Origin of the sequence: Streptomyces sp. BA2, assembly GCF_009769735.1 — a bacterium.
In the GTDB taxonomy this organism is placed as follows: domain Bacteria; phylum Actinomycetota; class Actinomycetes; order Streptomycetales; family Streptomycetaceae; genus Streptomyces.
The window spans coordinates 1,694,713-1,716,129 of the sequence record NZ_WSRO01000002.1 but is presented as its reverse complement, the minus strand read 5'-3'; the positions used below and the strand labels follow the sequence as shown (position 1 = coordinate 1,716,129).

The window sequence follows — 21,417 nt, the reverse complement described above, 5'->3', positions numbered from 1 at the left end:
GTCAGCCCACCCGGACCAGCGACGCGATCGCGTCCTTCACCGACTGCACCTGCGGGCCGATGATGACCTGCACGTTGTGCGCGTCGAGCGTGATGACGCCGACCGCGCCGAGCTTCTTCAGACGGGTCTCGTCGACCTGTCCGGCGTCCTCGACCGTCATGCGCAGGCGGGTGATGCAGTTGTCGAGGGTCCGGATGTTCCCGGCGCCGCCGATCGCCTCCAGGATGCCCACGGCGTCGTACTTCCCGGCGATGAGCTCACGCGGGGACTCAGCCGCAGCCGCAGCCTCCTCTTCCTCTTCCTCTTCCGGCGCGGGCTCGTCGCGCCCCGGTGTCTTGAGATCGAAGCGGGTGATGGCCCAGCGGAAGAGGAAGTAGTAGCCGGCGAACCACACCGCGGCGATGACGGGTATCAGGTACCACTTCGTGGTCGTGCCTTGCAGGACGCCGAAGACGAGCCAGTCGATGACATTGCCGTCGGTGTTGCCGATGAACACCCCGAGGACGGCTGCGGTCAGGAATCCCAGGCCGACAAGGACGGCGTGGATCAGATACAGCCACGGCGCGATGAACAGGAACAGGAATTCGAGCGGTTCGGTGATGCCGCCGACGACGCACGCCACGACGCCGGAGATCAGCAGCGCCTTGATCTCCGGGCGCATCTTCCTGTTCGCGCAGTGATACATGGCGAGGGCCGCGCCCGGCAGTCCGCCGAGGTAGACCGCCATCTTGCCCTGGGACAGGAAGTGGGTGGCGCTCGTGACCGAATCACCGGGCGGGTTCGCGCAGTTGAGCTGGGCGTAGAAGAGGTTCAGCGCGCCGGACACGTGGTCGCCGCACACCGCGCCGGAGCCGCCGACATCCGTGAAGCGGAACATCGCGACGAGGATGTGGTGCAGGCCGATCGGGCGCAGGAGCACCTCGCCCATGCCGAAGAAGAACGGGCCGAAGACGCCCGCGTGACCGATCGCGCGCCCGAGATCCGTGATCCAGCCGTTGAACGTCGGCCACACCAGCGGGATCAGCAGGCCGAGCAGGCTGAGCGCGAGCGTCGAGATGATCGGCACGAACCGCAGACCGCCGAAGAAGGCGAGCGCATCGGGCATCCGCTGGGCACGAAACCGCTGGTGAAGGATGCTGACAACGATGCCAACAGCGACGGCGCCGAGCAGTCCCGTATCGATGGACTGGATGCCGATCACGTCGGCGATGCCGTAGTGGGCGATGGCCTTCTCGTCCTCCAGGTCCACGCCCTTGGCGGTGAGGTAGAAGTTCACCGCCAGGTTCATCGCGGCGTAGCCGACGAAGCCCGAGAAGGCCGCGACGCCCTTGTCCTCGCGGGCCAGGCCCAGGGGGATGGCTATCGCGAACATCACGGGGAGGAACTTGAAGGCGACGAGGCCGGTGCTCGCCATCCACGTGAAGACGAGGTGGAAGCCCTCGCCCTGGAGGAAGGTGAGGTTCTCGGTGACGGCCTCGCTGGAGAGCGACGAGCCGATGCCCAGCATGATGCCGCAGAACGCGAGCAGGGCCACCGGGAGCATGAACGTCTTGCCGAGGCCCTGGAGGAATTCCCAGAGCGCGGACTTGGTCTTCTGCATGTGTGGGGGTCTTTCGGGCCTGAGCGGAGGCGAACAATGACCGGCCCACGGGCGCGCGGGCCAGGACGGTGGCCGGTCACATGCCGCACACAGGGATCGCCTGCGGATCGGCGCGGAAGGTCCGTCGATCCACGCCGAAGGTCGATCGATCCGCCCGGACGGATGAGATCACAGCGGCTCGGGGGCTGTCCATGGCCGTTGCACATGGTGTACGCGGCCTCAGGCGTCCCGCATCCGCAGCACCGTTCCCCCGGCGAGGAGCGCCGCCCCCGCGTACGCGGCGAGCACCCCGATGCCCGCCCACGGCCCGATCGGCAGCCGGTCCAGGTCTACGGTCGCCTGGATCGCGAGCCCGGCCGTCGCGGGCGCCGCCCGCCGGGCGTACTCCTGCCAGTCGGGGTCGGCGAGCAGCCCCGCGAGCAGCGGGAAGGCATAGAACAGCCCGAGTACGGAGGTGACGGCGGTCGCCGTGTCGCGCAGCGCGGCGGCCACACCAAGGCCGATCAGGGCGGCGAGCGTGAGGTAGAGGACCGTACCGACGGCCGCGCGCAGGGTCGCACCGTCCGTGAGGCCCGGTGTCGCGAAGCCGTCGGCGGCCAGCAGCATCCGCCCGGAGAGGAGCGAGCCGAACACCCCGGCGGCACCGGCCGCCGCGGTCAGGGCGCACAGGACGAGGGCCTTCGCGGCAAGCAGTCGTACGCGGCCGGGCTCGGTCGTCAGCGTCGTACGGATGGTGCCCGTGCCGTACTCGCCGCTCATCGTGAGCACCGCCAGGACGACGACCGCGCCCTGGCCGAGCCAGACCCCCGTGAGGCTGAGCTTCACGGTGTCCTCGTGGCAGTCGGCCGGGAGCGGGCAGTCCCCGGCGGTCAGCGACGCGGTGGTGGCCGCGCCCGCGAGGACGGTCAGGGCCACCACGGCGAACAGGAGCCACCAAGTGCTGTGCAGCGTACGGAGTTTGGTCCACTCGGCGTGCAGGGTGCCGAGCGCCCGGCCGCCGCTCACGCGTCCCGCTTCCGGATGCGCCACACCGCGATGGCGAGCACCACGACGGCGTACGCGGCCAGCGTCGCGAAGCCTGTCCACGCGCCCTGCGGGTAGCAGCCGTCCTCCGGGAGGCACAGGCTCGCCACCTGGTCGTAGCGCGGCGTCGTCTCCTGGATCGCGAACCCCGCGACGGGCGTGAGCCGTTGCAGCCACTGCGAAAGGCCGAGCGGCAGCACGCTGACCAGGATCAGGGGCAGGACGATCACCACGACGACGGTGGTGATCGCGGCGGCGGTGCTGCGCAGCAGCGCGCCGAGCGCCAGGGCGAGCACGGCGACCAGGGCGAGCAGGGCCGCGGTGCCGAGCACAGCGCGCACGACCGGGCCGTCGGTCAGCGAGAACTCGGGGAACATCGGCGGCTCGTGACCGTTCTCGCGCAGGACGGGCATGCTGAGCAGGAACGACGCCAGCGACGCGACGAGCCCGGCCGCGAAGGCGGCCGCGCCGACCACCACGGCCTTGGCGACCAGGACCCGGCCGCGCCGCGGACTGGCCACGAACGTGGTCCGGATCATGCCGCGCCGGTACTCGGCGGTGATGAACAGTACGCCGAGCGCGGCGATCAGGACGAGGCCGAGCTGGGAGCCGTTCAGGGAGGTGGCGACGAGGTCGGGCTGCATGGGGGTGCCGGGCGCGATGTCGCCGGAGCCGGTGAGCGTGAACGTGCCGCCGGAGCGGCTCAGTTCGCCCTGGTCACCTTTGGTCTGCCCGACATCGGTCCGCTGCCAGTCGGCCCCGCCGGCCGCCCCCTCGACCGTCACCTCGTCGAAGCGCGCGGTCGAGCGCGAGGGGCCGTCGCTCAGCGAGACGTTGCCGAACTCGCGGTTCATGGACTGCACGTTGGGCGACGCCACGAAGAGCCCGACGGTGACCGCGCCCGTAGCGTTGTCGAGTTCGGCCGTGCCGACCTTCCTCCAACCGCCGCTGTCGGCCGGCACGTACGCCGTGACGGTGGCGCCCGACCGGGTCAGCCGCAGCCGGTGCGGCTTGTCGGCGGACGCGGCTCCGCCCGCGACATCGCCGGTGAAGTGGCTCTGGAACCGCACCCCGTGCCCGGGGGTGACCATCAGGGCGGCGTAGTCGGAACCGCTCTCGGTGTTCTCCTTGACGAGCACCCCGGCCTTGGCCCACTCGGGCGCCCGGTCGGGGCTCACGCCCTCCGGTCCCGCCACCCGCGCGGTGATGCTGCCGTCGGCGGGGAGCGTGCGGTGCACGAAGGTGAAGTCGTCACGGATGGACTGCCCGCCGGGGCCGGTGGGCGCGGTCGAGCCGCCGCCCGCGATGTCGACGCTCGAACTGGCCGCGGAGAACAGGGAGATCAGTACGGTCACCAGGACCGCGGCCAGCAGAGTGAGGGCCCAGCGGCGCACCGTACGCAGCTTGGTCCACTCGGCGCGGAGGAGCTGCGGGAAGCCGTCGCGGCCGACCACGACCGTGCTCGGCCCGCGAGGTGGCGTCTCGGTGGTGGTCATCGCGTGCTCCCCTCGACGGGGTGCTCTGCAGCGAACTCCACGTCGTTCCTGGTCAGTTCCATGTACGCCTCTTCGAGCGTGGCCCGGTGCGCGGAGACCCCGGAGAAGGAGACACCGGCGCCGCCGAGCAGTTCCACGACCCGTTCGGCCGCGAGACCGGAGACGGCGAGGGTGTCGCGTCCGGTCGCCGCGACGCTCGCGCCCCCGCCCGCCAGGACGGTCATCGCCGCCGTCCGGTCGGCCGTCCGCACCTCGACGCGGTCGCCCGACGCGGCGGCGAGCAGCTCTCGTACGCTCGTGTCGGCGATGACGCGCCCGCGGCCGACCACCACCAAGTGGTCCGCGGTGTCCTCCAGTTCACTCATCAGGTGACTGGACACGAGTACGGCCCGCCCCTCGGCGGCCAGGGACTTCAGGAAGCCGCGGATCCACCGGATGCCCTCCGGGTCGAGTCCGTTGACGGGTTCGTCGAAGAGCAGCACGGGCGGATCACCGAGCAGCGCCGCCGCGATGCCGAGGCGCTGCCGCATGCCGAGCGAGTACCCCCCTGCTCTGCGCCGCGCGGCTTGCCCGAGCCCGACGAGCTCCAGGACTTCGTCGACGCGCCGCACGGGAAGGCGGTGCGAATGCGCCATCCACAGAAGGTGATCGCGCCCCCGGCGGCTGGGATGCACGGCGGCCGCGTCGAGCAGCGAGCCCACTTCAAGGAGGGGCGTGCGCAGTGCCCGGTAGGGACGGCCGCCGATGAGGGCGGTGCCCTCGTCGGCGGAGTCCAGGCCGAGGACGATGCGCATGGTCGTCGACTTGCCCGCGCCGTTGGGGCCGACGAACCCCGTGACCTGCCCGGGTGCGACAGTGAACGTGAGACCGTCCACCGCGGTGACGGAGCCGAACCGCTTGCGCAGCCCGCGCACTTCGATGGTTGCTTCGCCACCGTCGGGTGTTGCTGTTATGCCATCCATGGGAAGCGAGGCTAGAGACGCCGTGGCCGCGGGTCGTCACGCCGTGGAGCAGTCTTCGTATCCCTCACGTGAGGGACTCCGACGGGGCCCCAGCCGGTGACAATGACACGTGTGAGGGTGAAATCTTCCGGGGCGGGCGTTGCCGCGGCGGTGCTGGCACTAGGCGCCGTGATCGAGGTACTGGTGCGCGCGGACGGCGATGTCCCGCTGCCGCTGGCACTGTCACTCGCACTGGGAACGACGACGCCGGTCGCGGTCCTGGCGGGCAGCAACGTGGCGTCGACCTTGGGCCTACGCCCGCTCACCGCGCGCCGCCTCACCCCGCGCCTGTCCACCCCACGACCCGCCCGCGGTTTCCTCGCCGCCGCTGTCGTGCTCGCCGGTGCGGCGGGGATGCTGTCCCTCGCGCCGTTCCACGTGCTGACCGGCGCCGGTCTGTGCGCGCTGCTCGTCTCGCTCCATCAGGCCGGACGCCGGGGCCTGAGGTACCTTGCCGCCCTCCTTCCCCTGCCCTTCATCGCCTACGCGGTCACCGTGCCCGCCGGCTCCGGGGCGGGGGACCGGTTCCTCGCCGTCCTCACCGCGGTGTGCGCCGCCGTCGCCGCAGGGACCGGTCTCGCCCGGAGCGCGCGCGACACCGCCCTCGTGAACACCGCGGCCGAGCAGGCCATCGCGGACACTTTGCTGGAGCACGTCGCTCGGGGTGAACGGGCCAGGATCGCCCGGGAGTTGCACGATGTCGTCGCCCATCACATCTCCATGATCGCGGTGCAGGCCGAGACCGCCAGGCTGACCACGCCGGGCCTGCCCGCCGTCGGCGCCGAACGTTTCCTGGCCATCGGCGACACCGCCCGCACGGCGCTCACCGAGATGCGCAGGCTGCTCGGCGTGCTGCGCGAGGACGCGGGGGGCGCCGCGCCGGACCGCCGCCCCCAGCCGGGGCTCCGACAGCTCGGCGAACTCGTCGACGAGGCCCGCGACGCCTCGGCCGCCGCCGTGCGCCTCATCGTCGAGGGCCCGGTGCGCCCGCTGGATCCCGGTCTCGAACTCACCGCGTACCGCATCGTCCAGGAGGCCCTCACCAACACCCGGCGGCACGCGCCCGGCGCCGCCGTGGACGTCGAACTCCGCTACACCCAGGGCGGGTTGCGCCTGCGCGTACGCGACAACGGGCCAAGCCCGCACACCTCGGACGGCCTCGGCGAAGGGCACGGCCTCGTCGGCATGCGGGAGCGCGCCGCGATGGTCGGCGGCGAGCTGCGCGCGGGCCCCGCGCGGCGCGGCGGATTCCTCATCGAGGCGACGTTCCCCGCGCCGATGAGGGAGCATGCCGCATGAGCACCCCAGGCAGTCCCGGCGCCCCCGCCCTGCGCCTCGTCATCGCCGACGACCACGAGGTCGTACGCGCCGGATACGCCGGACTCCTCGCCACACAGCCCGACTTCACGGTCGTCGGCACGGCGGCCGACGGCGCGCGGGCGGTCGAACTCTGCCGGCAGCTGCGGCCCGACCTGGTCCTGATGGACGTCCGCATGCCGGTGATGGACGGCATCGAGGCGACCGGACGCCTCGCCGGGACCGGCACGCGCGTGCTGATCCTCACCACCTTCGACCTGGACGAGCACGTGTACGACGCGCTGAGCGCGGGCGCCGCCGGGTTCCTGCTCAAGGACGTCACGGCGGAGCGCCTCTTCGACGCGGTGCGGGTGGTGGCCGCGGGCGAGGGGCTGCTCGCCCCCACCGTGACCCGGCGCCTCATCGCGGAGTTCGCCCGCCTCAGGCCCGGACCGCCCGCCGGACCCACGGCCCGCGTCGACGCCCTCACGCCGCGCGAGACCGAGGTGCTGCGGCTGATCGCGGAGGGCCTGTCCAATCCGGAGATCGCCGGGCGGCTGCACGTCAGCGAGGAGACCGTGAAGACCCATGTGAGCCGGGTGCTCGGCAAACTCGGCCTGCGCGACCGCACCCAGGCGGTGGTCGCCGCGTACGAGTCGGGTCTCGTGGTGCCCCGGGCGGGGGCCTGAGCCCAGGCCCGATGGCCGTGCCCGCCGTACAATGGAAGGGCGGCAATGTGCACGACGGCGTGACTCGATCATGAACGCTCGCATCGAGGACTACGCCCTCATCAGCGACCTGGAAACCGCCGCCATGCTCGGCAGGGACGGGTCGATCGACTGGCTCTGCCTGCCGCGCTTCGACTCACCGGCCTGTTTCGCCGCGCTGCTCGGCACGGCGGACAACGGCTTCTGGCGGATCTCCCCCGTCGGCGCGGGCCCCTGCGCACAGCGGGCCTACCGCCAGGACACACTGGTCATGGATTCCCACTGGGAGTGCGCGACCGGTGCCGTGCGCGTCACGGACTTCATGCCTCCCCGCGCGGAGCTGCCCTGCATCGTGCGCGTCGTCGAGGGCCTGTCCGGCGCCGTGGCCATGCGCAGCGAACTGCGGCCGCGCTTCAACCAGGGCCGAGTCATGCCGTGGGTGCGGGCCCAGGAGCACTGCACGGTCGCGGTGGCCGGCCCTGACTCCCTCTGGCTGAGCGCCGACGGCCCCATGGAGATACGGGCCGGCGCGGACTCCACGGCCCACGAAACCGCCACTGACCCCGGCATCCGCGACTCCACCGTCCTGGACTTCACCGTCTCGGCGGGCCAGCGCCTCGCGCTGCAACTCGTGTGGGCGCCCTCGCACCTGCCCGAACCGCCCGAGCCCCTCAGGGTCCCGGCGGAGACGGCACTGAAGGCCACCGGCGACTTCTGGCGGAACTGGACGGCCCAGTGCCGCTACCAGGGCCCCTGGCGCGAGGCCGTCACCCGCTCACTGATCACGCTGAAAGCCCTCACCTACGCGCCCACGGGCGGTGTCGTCGCCGCACCGACCACCTCGCTCCCCGAGTGCGTCGGCGGCGAACGCAACTGGGACCACCGCTTCTGCTGGCTGCACGATTCCACGCTCACCCTGTCCGCCCTGCTGCGCAGCGGCTATCGCGACGAGGCGACGGCCTGGCTCGACTGGCTTGTGCGTGCCGTGGCGGGCGACCCCGCCGGTCTCCAGGCGGTGTACGGAGTGGAGGGGCAGCGGCTGCTGCCGGAGGCCGAGGCGCCCTGGCTGGCCGGCTACGAGGGTTCGCGGCCCGTCCGGTTCGGGAACGCCGCGGCCCATCAGCTCCAGTTGGACGTCTACGGCGAGGTTCTCGACACGCTCTATCTGTCGCTGCGGGCGGGGATCCCGATGCAGCCCCGGCTGTGGAGCCTGGTCGAATCCCTGATGAGCCATCTGCGGGACCACTGGCGCGAACCGGACCAGGGGCTGTGGGAAGTCCGCGGCGCGGGGCAGCAGTTCGTCCACTCCAAGGTCATGGCGTGGGTCGCCGCCGACCGCGCCCTGCGCATGGGCGAGATGCTCGGCAGGAACGGATCCGCGGGGGAGTGGCGCGCCATGCGGGACGCGGTGCACCGGGAGGTGTGCCGCGAGGGGTGGGACGACGGACGGCGGTCGTTCGTGCAGTCCTACGGATCGTCCGCCCTGGACGCGTCGGCCCTGCTGATCCCCAAGGTCGGCTTCCTGCCCGCCGACGACGCGCGCGTGCGCGACACGGTCCGGGCGATGCGGGCCCTGGACCACCACGGATTCGTGCGGAGGTACGCCCACGACGGCCGGGGCACGCACAGCGTGGACGGTGTGCGTGGCTCCGAGGGCACGTTCGTGGCGTGCTCCCTCTGGTACGCCGACGCGCTGGCGGCGACCGGCCGGCTCCGGCAGGCGCGGGAGACCTTCGAACGCGTCCTGGACGTACGCAACGACGTGGGCCTCCTTGCGGAACAGTGGGACCCGGACAGCCGCCGCCAACTGGGCAACGCACCGCAGGCGTTCAGCCACATCGCCCTGGTCGAGACGGCGTTCGCGCTGCAGGAGGCGGGCGCCTGAGAGTGCCCTGTCGTGCCTGCCTCGCCGTCATACCGGCCTCGCTGCCGTGAGCAGCACCATCCCGGAGTCGCCGTAGTCCGGCAGCGTCGGGTCGGCGTCGATCCGGGTGACGACGAGGCTCTCGGTGAGCGGGGCGAACACCTCGGTGACGACCGCCGGGTCCACCGGGCAGCCGGGCCACCGCGACGCGGGCCCGATGCGGTAGGTCGGCATGTTCTCCATGAACGCCGCGACGAGACGGCCGCCGGGGGTGACGGAGCGGATGAAGCGGTGGCAGAAGTCGGTGAACTCCGCGAAGTCCTCCGTGACGCCCTCGGCGACGAAGTTCATCGACGCGATGTCGTACGTACCCGGCGGCAGTGCCCGGATGTCTCCGTGGACGACGCGCACGCCCGCGAGCGCCCCAGGAAGCGTGGACGGCAGATCGGGGTTGAGGCGGCGGCACAGCGCGTGGAAGGGCAACCAGCTGTCGTCGGGGGCCCGTTCGAGCTGCCGGGTCAGATAGGCGACGCCCGCCGCGCTCGCCTCGACGGCGTCGATGCGGCGGCTCGCAGCGGCGGCGAGCATCAGCGGGTAGAGGTTCGGCCCGGCCCCGAACTCGAGGGAGCGTGCGGCGCTCCCCGGCACGAACTGCCGGTAGAACGCGGAGTGGTGGGCGATGACCGCGGCGTCGGACGGATGCAGCTCGCGGTAGTTCTCGCCGAGATAGTCCTGGACGGGCCAGCTGTCCCAGTCGACGTCGTCGTTGCGGGTCGGAGCCATGGCGGGTCAGCTCCCCGGCCGCAGCGGGAACCGTTCGGACAGGCGCGTCAGGGCGGCGTTGAGCCGGTCGATGTCGTCGTCGGAGTTCAGGGCCGTGAGCTGCACGCGGAAACCCACGCGGTCGTGCGGCACGAGCGGATAGGCCGCCAGGGTCACATAGATGCCCTGCTCCCACAGGAAGTCGGCCACCGCGTCCAGGTCCGACGCGTTGACCAGGGGGATCTCCACGATCGGCAGCTGATCGGAGTTGAGCGTTCCCAGGCCGAGCCCGGCCACGTGGTCGAGCACCCGGACGGTCTTGCGGTGCAGATCGGCACGGATGGCGTCGCCGCGCCGGTCATTGACCTCAAGACCGGCGAGCGCGGTCGCCAGCGAGGCCGTGGGCGAGGGCCCGGAGTACAGATAGGGGGCGGCGGCGACCTTCAGGTGGTCCTTGAGCCAGGGCGGCAGGGCGAGAAACGCGAGGAGCGACGAGTAGGCCTTGGAGAAGCCGCCGACGAGGACGATGTTGTCGTACGTCTCTCCCGTGTGCCGCACGACGCTGTTGCCGCGAAATCCATAGGGGCACGGTTCGTCGGCGCCGCGCTCCCCGATGACGCCGAACCCGTGGGTGTCGTCGATGTAGAGCGTGGCGTCGAAGTCCCGGCAGATACCGGCGAGTTCGGGCACGTCGGCGATGTTCCCGCTCATGCTGTTGACGCCGTCGAGGCAGACCAGGCGGGGCGAACCGTTCGGTACCGCCCGCAGCAGGTCGGCCAGTTCGTCGGGGCGCTCGGCGTGGAACCGCCGCAGCGTCGCGCCCTGCCCGCGGGCCGAGACACAGCCGTCGTACACGGTGCGGTGTGCCGCTGCCTCGACGAAGACGTGTCCCTCGGCGGCGAGGACGGGGATGACCGAGGCGTGGATCAGCGTGGCCGTGGGGAGCAGCAGGGTGTCCGGCGCCCCGAGCAGCGCGGCGAGGCGTTCCTCGATCTCGGGGTAGAGCCGGGGGCTGCCCAGGAGCCGGGACCAGCTGGGGTGGGTTCCCCAGCGGCGTACGGCGGGTTCGATGGCGTCGATGATCTCCGGGTCGCAGTCGAAGCCCAGGTAGTTGCAGGAGGCGAAGTCGATGAGCCAGTGGTCCGCGCTGCGGATGTGCCGGCCGCGGACCTCGTCCAGGACGCAGTCGCTCATCGGGCTGGTGCGCCGCAGTTCGTCGAGATCGCCCCAGCGCGGATCGCGCCGTACTCCCAGGAGTTCGGCGTCCGGTTCGCTCATGGTGGTCTCCCTCTCCGGGAGGGTCGGTGCGGGCGGGGCGACGACAGGGGCAGGAGCGGCACGGGCCCGGCGGCCCCGACCTGCTCCGAGGCCCGCGGCGACACCGTCGAGCCCCCGGCGCCTGCGCAGGAGGTGCTCCCCCTGCTCGGCCGTCAGCGGCCGCGCGAAGAGATAGCCCTGCCCGAACCCGCAGCCCATCCCGGCCAGCAGATCCCGTTGCGCGGGCTTCTCGATCCCCTCGGCGATGACCTGGAGGCCCATCGTGTCGGCGAGGTGCACGATCCCCTCGACGAGGGCGAGCTGCCGGGCGTCGTCGGCGATGTCGTCGATGAACGACTTGTCGATCTTGAGTACGTCGACGGGGAACTCGCGGAGGTAGCGCAGCGAGGAGAATCCCGTGCCGAAGTCGTCCACCGCGATCCGCACGCCGAGATCCTTCAGCGCCTGCATGACCGCCTGGATCTGCCCGTCACGCCGCATCAGCACGGTCTCGGTGAGCTCCAGCTGCAGGGAACCCGGGGCGAGTCCGGGAGTCGCCAGGGCGCCTTGCACCTCGTCGAGGAAGCCCGGGTCGCGGAACTGCCGCGCGGACACGTTGACGCTGATGTAGGGGTGGCGGCCAGAAGAGGCGCCCGCGCTCTGCAGTCCGGCGATGTCCGCTGCGGCGCTGCCGAGGACCCAGGCGCCGAGCGGCGTGATGTGCCCGGTCTCCTCGGCGAGCGGGATGAACTGCTGCGGCGGCACCAGGCCGCGCCGGGGGTGCGGCCAGCGGGTCAGCGCCTCGAATCCGACGATCTCGGCGGCGTGCGGCGCACCGCCCGCCGGGCTGCCGTTCGGGCCGATGTCCACGACGGGCTGATAGCGCAGTGCGAACTCCTTGTCGGCGATCGCCCGGTCCAGACTCGCCTGCAGGTCGTGCCGCTCCAGCATGCGTACGTGCAGCCGCTGCTGGAAGCGGCGCCACTGACGCTTTCCCGAGGCCTTGGCGGCGTACAGCGCGAGGTCGGCGTGGGCGAGGAGTTCCTCGGCATTCACGCTGTCCACGGCCGTGGCCACGCCCACGCTCGCCGAGACGCTCACGCTGTCGCCGGACAGCTGGAAGGGCCTGCTGAGTGCCTGCACCATCTGCGCGGCCAGGATCTCGGCGTCGACGGGCTCCTTGGCGTCCTCCATCAGGACGGCGAACTCGTCGCCGCCGAGGCGGGCCGCGGTGTCGCTGCGACGCAGCGTCCGCGAGAGGCGGGAACCGACGGCGACGAGCAGCCGGTCGCCGACCGAGTGCCCCAGCGTGTCGTTGACGACCTTGAAGTCGTCGAGGTCGACGAAGAGCACGCACGTCAGCGTCGACTCCCGGCGGCCGCGCAGCAGCGCGCGCTCGATGCGCTCCAGGAGCAGCGTCCGGTTGGGAAGGCCGGTCAGCGCGTCGTGGAAGGCCCGCTGGGTGAGCTCGTGCTCCAGCTGACGCTGCTCGGTCACGTCCCGCAGGGTGACCACGAGCCCCCGCACGGTCGGGTCCCGGCGCAGATCGCTGCACCGCACCTCCACCTCGATGCGCCCGGCTCCCCGCGGCATCCACCAGTAGTCGTGGGGCTCCCGCTGTTCGCCGCCGCGCATCGCCGCGAGCACCCGCGTGGCCCGGTCCCTGTCCCGTGGGTCCACCAGCTCCGGCAGTCCGGCCCCGATCAGCCGGACGTCCCCGAAGACGGCCTGCGCGGACGGGCTCGCGTACCGGACGGTGTCGTCGTCGTCGACGATGAGGATGACGTCGGAGGCGTTGCGCACCAACGTGCGGAAGTACGCCTCGCTCTCCCGGCGGATGATCTCCTGCCGCAGCGCGATGCGCTCCTTGGCCAGGCCCGCGTGCGAGGCGAGGATCTCCAGGGAGCCCCAGATCTCGGTGAGCTGCTTCTCGGAGCCTCCCGCGATCAGTACCCCCGGCGGCTCCTCCCCGGCCGGACGGTCGCGCTGGATCATCGGGCACACCAGCGCGCACTGCGAGGCCCCCAGACGGGCCGCGATCTCCGGACCGAGGGTGGCGGCCCGGACCAGACGCGTGCGGCGCAGGTCGAGTGCGGCGTAGGGGACCGCCGGCAGGCAGTCGCCCGGCTCCAGGAGCAGGGTCCCGGGCAGGGTTCCGGGACCGGAGAGCGCGGCGACCGTCGTCTCGCAGGTCCCGGTGATCTCCTCCGCGGTGTTCGCCGAGACCAGCGAGGCGGCCGCGCCACGCAGTGCCAGCTCGCGGTCCACGGCCTTGCGGTGCACCACGACCATGCCCGCGAGCCGCAGGATCACCAGAAGGAACAGGGTGCCGGAGAAGGCGGCGATCACGGCCGCGTCGTGGGCACTGTCGAGCAGGCCCTCCGTGAGCAGGATCGCCGGGGCGATGAGGGTGGCCGCGGCGAGGAGCACGAGTCTGCGCGGCGGCGGGAGCAGGGACTGACGCTGGTGCGTGTACGCGGTCAGTTCGACCATCGAGGGGTGCAGCGCGGCAAGGCCCCACGCCGTGTAGAAGACGATCCAGCCCATGTCCAGAAGCGTGCCGGTCTGCCACAACCCGTTGAGCTGCAGAATCCCGTACGCGATGTCGAAGGCGAGCAGGGTGAACGTGCCGAGCACGAGCAGGCGTACGGCGGGATTGCGGCCGGTCGCGAAGCCCGGGGTGAGCAGCCGGGCGAGGAGGGCCAGGACCAGGACGTCGCCCAGGGGGTAGGCGATGCTGATGGCGCGCTGCGTCCAGGTCATGCCCTCGACCTCGGTGAGCGGCTGGACGAGGTAGACCCAGACGGGCAGCGCGAGCCCGCCGGTGATGATCAGCGCGTCGAGGAGACTCGGCAGGTCGCGGCCCGCCCAGCGGTAGCGGACGAGGCCGAAGAGGCCGGCGGCCAGGAGCGGATACACCGCGAGATAGCAGGCGTCCGCCGGGGAAGGGAAGGGATTCGACGCCTGGAAGTACTGCTCGACCACGTTGTAGTACGTGTCGCCCGCGGCGAACGCGAGCAGCCCGGCCGCGAGCACCCACCACGGCCAGCGGTGCTCGGGACGGTGGACGCGCACACCGACGAGCACGGCCGCGACGCCACCGAGGCCGATGAGGGCCCAGAGAGCGGCGCACAGGCCCGGGAGCGTCATGTACACGGTGGTGAGAGCGACGACCAGGACGACGTAGGCGGCCATGAGCCGACGTGCCCGTGGTGGGACCCGAGGGTGTGCCCGAAGCAATGGCAAAGCGCCTCCCTGCGTGGCAGGGACACCCGGCCGAGAATCACGCGTCATCCCGGGGTCTCGCTCTCTTCGATCGTAGGCCTGGGCGGTGGAGGCCTGCATCTTCGGCCCGCGTCAGCCCACTTCGGTCCTCTTCAGTCCGGCGTGGGCAGCGCGGCCCCGACCGGCGGAGGCGTACCGACGGGCCGGCCGAAGTAGTCGACGGATCCGGGGTCGATGCCGAACAGCTTCCGCAGATCGAGGCCCTTGTCCGCGAGAGCGGCGCAGTCCGGGGCGAACAGGTGCGCGTCATCGGGGGAGGTGATGGACGGCAGCTCGCCTCCGGCGAGACACGGGTCGACGGTCAGGCCGGAGGGCCGTCCTTCGACGCGTTCCTGGCCGGTCGCCTTCCGCCAGGCGTCGAGACCGGTGTAGGCGTGGTCGCCCCACTGCACCGCCCACTGTCCTTGCGGGGCACGGTAGTTGTTGCCCTGCACGAGGACGTTCTTGGCGGTGAGTCCCTGGTCCGCCAGGGCCAGCGGAGAGCCGTCGGTGACGAAGGTGTTGTTGCGGACGGTGACTCCTGTCTGGCCGTCCATCAGGCGCAGGGCCGGCCCGCTCTTCCCGTTCTCCAGGGCCGTCATCACCACGGTGTTCTGGTAGATCCGCAGGTTCCGCACGTCATGGCCGTAGACGGCGAGCCCGCCGAAGCGCGGCAGCTTGCGGCCGTCGTCGGAGGTGATGTTGTAGCGGATCGTGTTGTCGGTGTGCGCGCCGTTCACCTTGCGGGTGTACGCGTAGAAGCCGGGGCCGTCGTTGTGGAACGCCAGGTTGTACTGCATCGTCGAGTCCGAGACGTTCTCGTCGAAGCCGAACCCGGCGCCGTCGACCTTGGATCCCGTGTGGTTGCGGTAGGCGGTGTTGTGCTCAAGGACCACGTCCTTGGCGTCGTACGCCCAGATTCCCACCGGACCCGAAGGCGCCTCGCCGGACGACCTCGATCCGTTGTCGTGGGCGCTGGAGTCGCGCACCGTGGCGTGGCGCACGGCACCGAGGATGATGCCGTCACCGGTGTGCCGGTCGTCCGCGCCGGGATCACCGGTGTTCCGGTACGCGTCGACGTCCGAGATGTCGAAGTCCTCGTGCGCGTAGGCCGGTTGACCGGGTTCGAACGCGGGGCCGTACGTCAGGAGGCCGGCGTCCTTGTTGCCGTGCAGCTGGGCCTGACGGATCGTCACGTTCTTGAAGCCGTTGCCCTTCTCGACGCCGCCGACCGCGATGCCCACCTGGAATCCGGAGACGGTCACGTCGGAGACGGAGACACGGTCCAGCTTTCCGCCGCCGGGACGGTCGGCGTGGAGGTTGATGCCACCATCGCGGGCGTAGGAGGCGCGATCCCCGGTGACGGTGAGGTCGCGGATCTCCACGCCCGCGGTGTTGTGCACGGAGATGCCGGGGGAGCCCTCGGCATCAACCGTCGCACGGCCGTCGCCGTACGAACCGACCACCACGGGCCGGTCCGCACGGCCTGCTTCGGCACTGCCCAGGGTGATGGTGCCGGTGAACCGTGCGCCGCCCTCCAGAAGCAGCCGGTCGCCGGGTTCGAGCGCCACGCGTTCGGCACGGGCGAGGGAACGCCAGGCCTGCCCCGGCGAGGAACCCTCGTTCTGGTCGTCCCCTTCGGGGCTGACGTAGTACGTGCTGGTGTCGGCCGAAGGGGCGTAGTGCGGCGTGGCCGCACAGCCGCTCGCGCCGATCAGCGCGATCGCGGCGGTGAGGACGCCGGGGGCGGTGAGGCGCCCGACGGCGGAGGTCGCGGCTTTCCCGGTCATGGGGATCAGGCCTCCACCGGCATACGCGTGCGCCGCGGCGCCGACCGCGCGGTGAACCACGCCACCGTGTGCCGCAGGCCCTCGTCGAGCGGGACCCGGGGCATCCAGCCGAGCTGCTCCACGGCCCGGTTGATCACCGGGCGGCGGCGGGCCGGATCGTCGACGGGCAGCGGGCGGTACGCGATCCGCGACGGCGATCCGGTGATGCGCAGCACGAGTTCCGCCAGTTCGCGGACGGTGCGCTCGCTGGGGTTGCCCAGGTTCACCGGACCGCCGCGGTCGCTGTCGAGCATCGCGACGAGGCCACGGACGAGGTCGTCGACGTAGCAGAAGCTGCGGGTCTGGCTGCCGTCGCCGTAGAGCGTCAGCGGCCTGCCCGCCAGGGCCTGGCGGACGAAGGTGGAGACCACGCGTCCGTCGTGCGGCCGCATCCGGGGGCCGTAGGTGTTGAAGATCCGTACGATGCCCACGTCGACGCCGTGGCTGCGCCGGTACGCCATGGACAGCGCCTCCGCGAACCGCTTGGCCTCGTCGTAGACGCTGCGCGGGCCGACCGGATTGACGTGGCCCCAGTACTCCTCGGGCTGCGGATGGACCTCGGGGTCGCCGTAGACCTCGCTGGTGGAGGTGAGCAGGAACCGGGCGCCGTGCCGCCGGGCCAGGCGCAGGGCGTTCTCGGTGCCGCGGCTGCCGACGGCCAGGGTCTCCACGGCGAGCCGGTGGTAGTCCGGCGGTGACGCGGGGCTCGCGAGATGGGCCACGGCGTCCACCGGGCCCGGCACGTCGAAGGGCGTCGTCACGTCGGCGCGGACCAGCCGGAAGCGGGGCGCGTCGCGCAGATGGGCGACGTTCTCCGGTTCACCGGTGCAGAAGTTGTCCAGGCAGTAGACCGTGTCGCCTCTGCGCAGCAGGGCCTCGCACAGATGGGAGCCGACGAACCCGCCGCCGCCCGTCACCACGACCCTCATGACGCACCTCCGGCGAGCGCGGCGGTCTCGGCCTTCGAAGGAGCGGGCGCGCAGAGCCGTGGGCGGCCCGGGGCGTGCACGGCCCAGCCGGCCGCCGACCAGGACCCGGCGTCCAGGCTGTTGCGGGCGTCCAGGAGGACGGGGGAGCGCACGAGGGTGGCGAGTGCCGCGGGGTCGATGTCCCGGTACTCGGGCCAGTCGGTGAGATGCAGGACCAGGTCGGCGTCCTCGCACGCCTTGTCGACGTCCAGGGCGTAGGTCAGTTCGGGATGGGCGTCGCGTGCGTTGTCGATGGCCTCAGGGTCGTGCACACGGACCGTGGCGCCCTGCTCCTGGAGGGCCGCCGCCACGACCAGGGCGGGCGAGTCGCGCACGTCGTCGCTGCCCGGCTTGAACGCCGCGCCGAGCACCCCGGCCCTGCGCCCGGTGAACGAGCCGCCGAGCAGCCTGCGCGCCTGGTCGACGGTGCGCGAGCGCTGCCGGGTGTTGATCCGGTCGACCTCGTGCAGGAACTCCACCGCCTCACCGGCGCCGATCTCCTCGGCGCGGGCGGCGAAGGCCCGGATGTCCTTGGGGAAGCAGCTGCCGCCGAAGCCGAGCCCCGGTGCGAGGAAGCGCGGACCGATCCGCGAGTCCGCGCCGATGGCCCTGGCGAGGACCGACGCGTCGGCGCCCGCGGCGTCGCACACCTCGGCCATGGCGTTGATGAAGGAGATCTTGGTGGCGAGGAAGGAGTTGGCCGCCACCTTGACCAGCTCGGCGGTCGCGGGGTCGGTGCTGAAGAACGGCACCCCGGCGAGGATCATCGGCGCGTAGATCGCCCGCAGCACCCCCTCGGCATGCCGCGACGTCACGCCGACGACGAGGCGCTCGGGCCGCATGGTGTCCCGCACCGCGGATCCCTCGCGCAGGAACTCGGGGTTCCAGGCGACCTCCGTACCCGGGGCCGACGCGGCCCCGGCAAGGCGCTCGGCGAGCCGGGCCGCCGTGCCCACCGGCACGGTCGACTTGCCCACGACGAGGCTGCCGGGCCGCAGATGCGGGGCCAGACCGTCCACGACGGCGTCCACGTAACGGAGGTCGGCGGCGTGGCTGTCGGGGCGTTGCGGGGTGCCCACGCACACGAAGTGTGTCCTGGCGAACGCGGCGCCGTCGGCGAGCGAGGTGGAGAAGCGCAGCCTGCCCGAGGCGACGGTCCTGGCGAGCAGTTCGTCGAGGCCGCTCTCGTGGATGGGCGCCCGGCCCGCCGACAGGGCCGCGATCCGTTCGGCGTCGATGTCGATGCCGAGGACCTGGTGGCCGATGTCGGCCATGCACGCGGCGTGCACCGTCCCCACGTATCCGGTGCCGATCACTGTCATCCGCATGACGTCGCTCCTTACGCGTCGGGTCTCATGGGGCCTGCCGCTGGTTGTTCCGGCGCCGGCCGGGACCGGCGTAGCCATGGGGGTTGAGCTGCTGGAAACGCCATGCGTCCCGGCACATCTCGGGCAGCCCCCGGGTGGGCCGCCAGCCCCAGGCGCGCGCCACCGCGCGTGCGTCGGCGACGAGTTCGGTCACGTCGCCGGGGCGGCGCGGCATGATCTGGTACGGGATGGCCCTGCCGCAGGCCGCGCCGAACGCGGTGATGACGTCGAGGACCGAACGGCCCGTGCCGACACCGAGGTTGAACACGCGCAGGCCCGGCCCGTCGGCGAGGTGGTCGAGGGCGACGCGGTGGGCCTCGGCGGTGTCCATCACGTGGAGGTAGTCGCGGATCGCGGTGCCGTCGGGCGTGGCGTAGTCGTCGCCGAAGACGGGGAGCCGCTCGCGCCGCCCGACGGCGACCTGCGCCACGTACGGCATCAGATTGTCGGGGACCCCGCCCGGATCCTCGCCGAGGAGCCCGCTGGGATGGGCGCCGACCGGGTTGAAGTAGCGCAGGGCGAGGACCGTGAACTCCGGGCAGCGGGCGCACACATCGGCGAGCACCTGCTCGCACATCCACTTGGACGCCGCGTACGGATTGGTGGGCCTGGCGGGCGTCGACTCGTCAAGCGGGCCGCGCCCGGCGTCGCCGTAGATCGAACAGGACGAGGAGAACACCAGCTGGTGCACGCCGTGTTCGCGCATGACCCGCAGCAGCGCTGTCGTGCCGCCGAGGTTGGTGTCGTAGTACTCGATGGGCATCCGTGTCGACTCGCCCACGGCCTTGTGCGCGGCAAAGTGCACGACGGCGTCCACGGAGTGGCGGTCGAATACGGCCGACAGGGCGCGCCGATCACGGATGTCCAGCTCATAGACGGCGCCGACGAAGCGGTCGGCGATCCGTTCCACCCGCGTGAAGACCTGCGGGGTGCTGTGGGAGTAGTCGTCGATCACGATCAACTCGTAGCCGTGGTCGAGGAGTTCGACGCAGGTGTGGCTCCCGATGAAGCCCGCACCGCCGGTGACGAGGATGGTGGAGGGTGCGCTCATGACCTTTCACCAGCCCAGGACAGCGGCGACGTACGCCGGGTAGAAGACGATGGCGGTGGCGACGGGCAGTGACGCCAGAAGACCGAGGGCGACCGGGAGTCGCGCGGTCGACAGTGCCCGGGTGAAGGGGATGCCGGCGGCCCGTGCCGTCTCCCGCACATGGAGCAGGGGTACGGCGACGGCGACGGCCGCGTAGGTCGTGGCGGCGAGGAGACAGAGGAAGACATAGCCCGCCGACGGGCTCGTCAGCTCGCCCACCAGGGCGACGGAGGACAGACCGGCGGCCAGCGCGACGAACGGCCAAGTGAGCCGGGCGGGCAGGGGCCGCGGTCCACCGGTGTCCTTGGGTGTGACCTTGAAGGTCACGGGCCGTGGGCGCAGCTTCTGCGAGACGGCGCCGAACAGACCCAGGATGACGAACGGCCAGCGCGCGAGCGCGAACAGCCACGTCTCCCAGCTGATCACCGGGGCTGTGCGCGGGCGCAGCATCCCGCGGCGGCGCATCAGGTACAGGGTCAGGAGCAGCCACACGGGCATGGACCAGAAGTGGATCAGGAAGTCCACGTAGTTGACGTTCATCCACGGCAGGCCGGTGAGGACGGCGATCGGCGGGAGCGTGAGGCCCGCGGTGATCATCAGGCCGAGGAGCGGGTAGTAGGCCAGGGCGTACGAGAAGCGCAGCCGCAGCATGAGGGGCAGCCGTCGCAGATGACGCGGCAGCAGACCGAGGAGCATCGTGGTCAGGCTCCGCGACCACTGGTACTCCTGCGTGATCATGTCGGCGAAGGTCAGCGGTCCGTCACCGTGCGCCTCGGCGTCGATGGCGAACGCACCGTGCCAGCCCGCCGAGTTGAGCAGATACGTGGTGGAGAAGTCCTCGGCGAGCTCGGGGCCGAGGCCGCCGATGTCCCGCAGCGCGCGGGTGCGCACGGCGTAGTGGGAGCCGATGCACATCGGCGCGAGGCCGTCGCTGTGCCCCAGCTGCACCGCGCCGTGCCAGACGGCCTCGCGGTGCAGCCGTCCCCGTGCCGCCCACGACCTCGCGCCGTTGGCGTCGCACATGCTGGGCGCCGCGACGTAGCCGATGGCGGGGTCGTCGAAGGGGCGGACCATCTCCGCGAGGTAGGTCGCCGCGGGCACGTGGTCGCAGTCGAGCTGCGCGACCACGTCGTAGCGGCGGTAGCCCCAGTTGTCGTAGAAGTAGGCGAGGTTGCCTTCCTTGCAGCGGGTGCGGCGCGGCCAGTCGCCGCGGTGGTACGGGAGCACGCCGCGGCGGCAGGACATCCGCACCCGGTGCGCGCGGCACCAGGCGATGATCTCCTCGGTCGGGTCCTCGTCGCACAGCCACACGTCGTAGCGGTGCGGAAAGTCCTGGGCCAGCATCGCCTCCAGCGTCTGCCGGGCGGTGGGCCAGGGCTCCGAGGGGGCGCGGGTCACGGCGAAGGCGACCGGGAGCGCGGGGACCGGCAGCTCCGGGTCGACGCGGCGCAGGCGCAGGGCGGTGACGAAGAAGTAGCAGGGGAGGCTGGTGAGGTAGAGCAGCAGCGCGCTGTTGACGATCAGGCCCGCCCAGCCGACGCGGTGCTCCGGCTGCAGCCACCAGGACCAGAACCACACGAAGCTCAGTGTCCAGCTCACGGCGATCACCATGAGGGCCGCCCGGTCGCGCCGGGGGAGTGCGGGCACGAAGGTCGTCGGCCGGACGGTGCGCACCGGGAACGGATGGCCGAAGACGGGGCCGCCGGCGGTGACGCGGACGACGTTGCCGTCCGACATCAGCGCGAGATCGCGCTCCACCTGGACCAGATCCGCCGACATCGGCTCGCTGTGCGTCATGGCGCGACGCTCCTGGGGGGGGTCGACGCTGTACGCTGACTACGTACGTTTACGCCGTATATGTACGACTTTGCACCCGATGCTCTCTGTGGTCAA

General features: G+C 71.7%; 14 protein-coding genes. 3 read left to right on the top strand and 11 right to left on the bottom strand.

The genetic code is table 11. The features are described 5' to 3' along the window. Nucleotide 1: 1 nt before the first annotated feature. From malX to E5671_RS10260, 4 genes are all read right to left on the bottom strand, one after another. Nucleotides 2-1,600: a maltose/glucose-specific PTS transporter subunit IIBC gene (malX, locus tag E5671_RS10275; RefSeq protein ID WP_160503542.1), complete on the bottom strand. Its 1,599-nt coding sequence runs from the start codon at nucleotides 1,598-1,600 to the stop codon at nucleotides 2-4. 219 nt (nucleotides 1,601-1,819) lie between these two features. After that, nucleotides 1,820-2,605: an ABC transporter permease subunit gene (locus E5671_RS10270; protein WP_160503541.1), complete on the bottom strand. Its 786-nt coding sequence runs from the start codon at nucleotides 2,603-2,605 to the stop codon at nucleotides 1,820-1,822. Further along, nucleotides 2,602-4,119, bottom strand: coding sequence for an ABC transporter permease subunit (locus E5671_RS10265; protein ID WP_160503540.1), 1,518 nt, complete (start codon nucleotides 4,117-4,119; stop codon nucleotides 2,602-2,604). Before E5671_RS10265 ends, E5671_RS10270 begins: the two co-directional genes overlap by 4 nt. Then, a complete protein-coding gene (locus E5671_RS10260) occupies nucleotides 4,116-5,081 on the bottom strand; it encodes an ABC transporter ATP-binding protein (protein ID WP_160503539.1) in 966 nt (321 codons plus the stop codon). Before E5671_RS10260 ends, E5671_RS10265 begins: the two co-directional genes overlap by 4 nt. A 102-nt stretch (nucleotides 5,082-5,183) precedes the next feature. Between E5671_RS10260 and E5671_RS10255 the strand changes: the two genes are divergently transcribed. The 3 genes from E5671_RS10255 (at nucleotide 5,184) to E5671_RS10245 (ending at nucleotide 9,008) form a co-directional block, all read left to right on the top strand. Then, complete coding sequence (locus tag E5671_RS10255; RefSeq protein WP_160503538.1) at nucleotides 5,184-6,419, top strand: sensor histidine kinase; 1,236 nt, start codon at nucleotides 5,184-5,186, stop codon at nucleotides 6,417-6,419. Further along, complete coding sequence (locus tag E5671_RS10250; protein WP_160503537.1) at nucleotides 6,416-7,105, top strand: response regulator; 690 nt, start codon at nucleotides 6,416-6,418, stop codon at nucleotides 7,103-7,105. The genes E5671_RS10255 and E5671_RS10250 overlap by 4 nt, the downstream gene beginning before the upstream one ends. A 70-nt stretch (nucleotides 7,106-7,175) precedes the next feature. Then, the gene (locus E5671_RS10245) at nucleotides 7,176-9,008 is read left to right on the top strand and encodes a glycoside hydrolase family 15 protein (RefSeq protein WP_160503536.1); all 1,833 of its coding nucleotides are present in this window, start codon (nucleotides 7,176-7,178) and stop codon (nucleotides 9,006-9,008) included. Between the two features lie 27 nt (nucleotides 9,009-9,035). Here E5671_RS10245 and E5671_RS10240 read toward each other — a convergent pair whose 3' ends face one another. The 7 genes from E5671_RS10240 to E5671_RS10210 all read right to left on the bottom strand — a co-directional run bounded on the left by E5671_RS10240 (nucleotide 9,036) and on the right by E5671_RS10210 (nucleotide 21,321). Continuing rightward, a complete protein-coding gene (locus tag E5671_RS10240; protein ID WP_160503535.1) occupies nucleotides 9,036-9,770 on the bottom strand; it encodes a class I SAM-dependent methyltransferase in 735 nt (244 codons plus the stop codon). A gap of 6 nt (nucleotides 9,771-9,776) precedes the next feature. Further along, on the bottom strand, nucleotides 9,777-14,201 hold the full coding sequence (locus E5671_RS10235; protein ID WP_160503534.1) for an aminotransferase class I/II-fold pyridoxal phosphate-dependent enzyme: 4,425 nt from the start codon (nucleotides 14,199-14,201) through the stop codon (nucleotides 9,777-9,779). Nucleotides 14,202-14,383: 182 nt separating this feature from the next. Beyond that, a complete protein-coding gene (locus tag E5671_RS10230) occupies nucleotides 14,384-16,060 on the bottom strand; it encodes a right-handed parallel beta-helix repeat-containing protein (protein ID WP_160503533.1) in 1,677 nt (558 codons plus the stop codon). A 5-nt stretch (nucleotides 16,061-16,065) separates the two neighbouring features. Continuing rightward, on the bottom strand, nucleotides 16,066-17,028 hold the full coding sequence (locus E5671_RS10225; RefSeq protein WP_160503532.1) for a UDP-glucuronic acid decarboxylase family protein: 963 nt from the start codon (nucleotides 17,026-17,028) through the stop codon (nucleotides 16,066-16,068). Beyond that, on the bottom strand, nucleotides 17,025-18,395 hold the full coding sequence (locus E5671_RS10220; RefSeq protein ID WP_160503531.1) for a UDP-glucose dehydrogenase family protein: 1,371 nt from the start codon (nucleotides 18,393-18,395) through the stop codon (nucleotides 17,025-17,027). The genes E5671_RS10225 and E5671_RS10220 overlap by 4 nt, the downstream gene beginning before the upstream one ends. Before the next feature lie 25 nt (nucleotides 18,396-18,420). After that, nucleotides 18,421-19,485, bottom strand: coding sequence for a UDP-glucose 4-epimerase GalE (gene galE / locus E5671_RS10215; protein ID WP_202121072.1), 1,065 nt, complete (start codon nucleotides 19,483-19,485; stop codon nucleotides 18,421-18,423). Nucleotides 19,486-19,491: 6 nt separating this feature from the next. Then, nucleotides 19,492-21,321, bottom strand: a complete 1,830-nt coding sequence (locus tag E5671_RS10210; protein ID WP_160503530.1) for a glycosyltransferase family 2 protein — start codon at nucleotides 21,319-21,321, stop codon at nucleotides 19,492-19,494. Nucleotides 21,322-21,417: the final 96 nt, after the last annotated feature.

What these genes read in the sequence shown, in the direction of transcription:
- E5671_RS10255 (WP_160503538.1), top strand. Translation starts at nt 5,184, where the DNA reads ATGACACGTGTGAGGGTGAAATCTTCCGGGGCGGGCGTTGCCGCGGCG.
- galE (WP_202121072.1), bottom strand. Translation starts at nt 19,485, where the DNA reads ATGAGCGCACCCTCCACCATCCTCGTCACCGGCGGTGCGGGCTTCATC.
- E5671_RS10225 (WP_160503532.1), bottom strand. Translation starts at nt 17,028, where the DNA reads ATGAGGGTCGTGGTGACGGGCGGCGGCGGGTTCGTCGGCTCCCATCTG.
- E5671_RS10265 (WP_160503540.1), bottom strand. Translation starts at nt 4,119, where the DNA reads ATGACCACCACCGAGACGCCACCTCGCGGGCCGAGCACGGTCGTGGTC.
- E5671_RS10235 (WP_160503534.1), bottom strand. Translation starts at nt 14,201, where the DNA reads ATGGCCGCCTACGTCGTCCTGGTCGTCGCTCTCACCACCGTGTACATG.
- E5671_RS10210 (WP_160503530.1), bottom strand. Translation starts at nt 21,321, where the DNA reads ATGACGCACAGCGAGCCGATGTCGGCGGATCTGGTCCAGGTGGAGCGC.
- E5671_RS10220 (WP_160503531.1), bottom strand. Translation starts at nt 18,395, where the DNA reads ATGCGGATGACAGTGATCGGCACCGGATACGTGGGGACGGTGCACGCC.
- E5671_RS10245 (WP_160503536.1), top strand. Translation starts at nt 7,176, where the DNA reads ATGAACGCTCGCATCGAGGACTACGCCCTCATCAGCGACCTGGAAACC.
- malX (WP_160503542.1), bottom strand. Translation starts at nt 1,600, where the DNA reads ATGCAGAAGACCAAGTCCGCGCTCTGGGAATTCCTCCAGGGCCTCGGC.
- E5671_RS10250 (WP_160503537.1), top strand. Translation starts at nt 6,416, where the DNA reads ATGAGCACCCCAGGCAGTCCCGGCGCCCCCGCCCTGCGCCTCGTCATC.
- E5671_RS10230 (WP_160503533.1), bottom strand. Translation starts at nt 16,060, where the DNA reads ATGACCGGGAAAGCCGCGACCTCCGCCGTCGGGCGCCTCACCGCCCCC.
- E5671_RS10240 (WP_160503535.1), bottom strand. Translation starts at nt 9,770, where the DNA reads ATGGCTCCGACCCGCAACGACGACGTCGACTGGGACAGCTGGCCCGTC.
- E5671_RS10260 (WP_160503539.1), bottom strand. Translation starts at nt 5,081, where the DNA reads ATGGATGGCATAACAGCAACACCCGACGGTGGCGAAGCAACCATCGAA.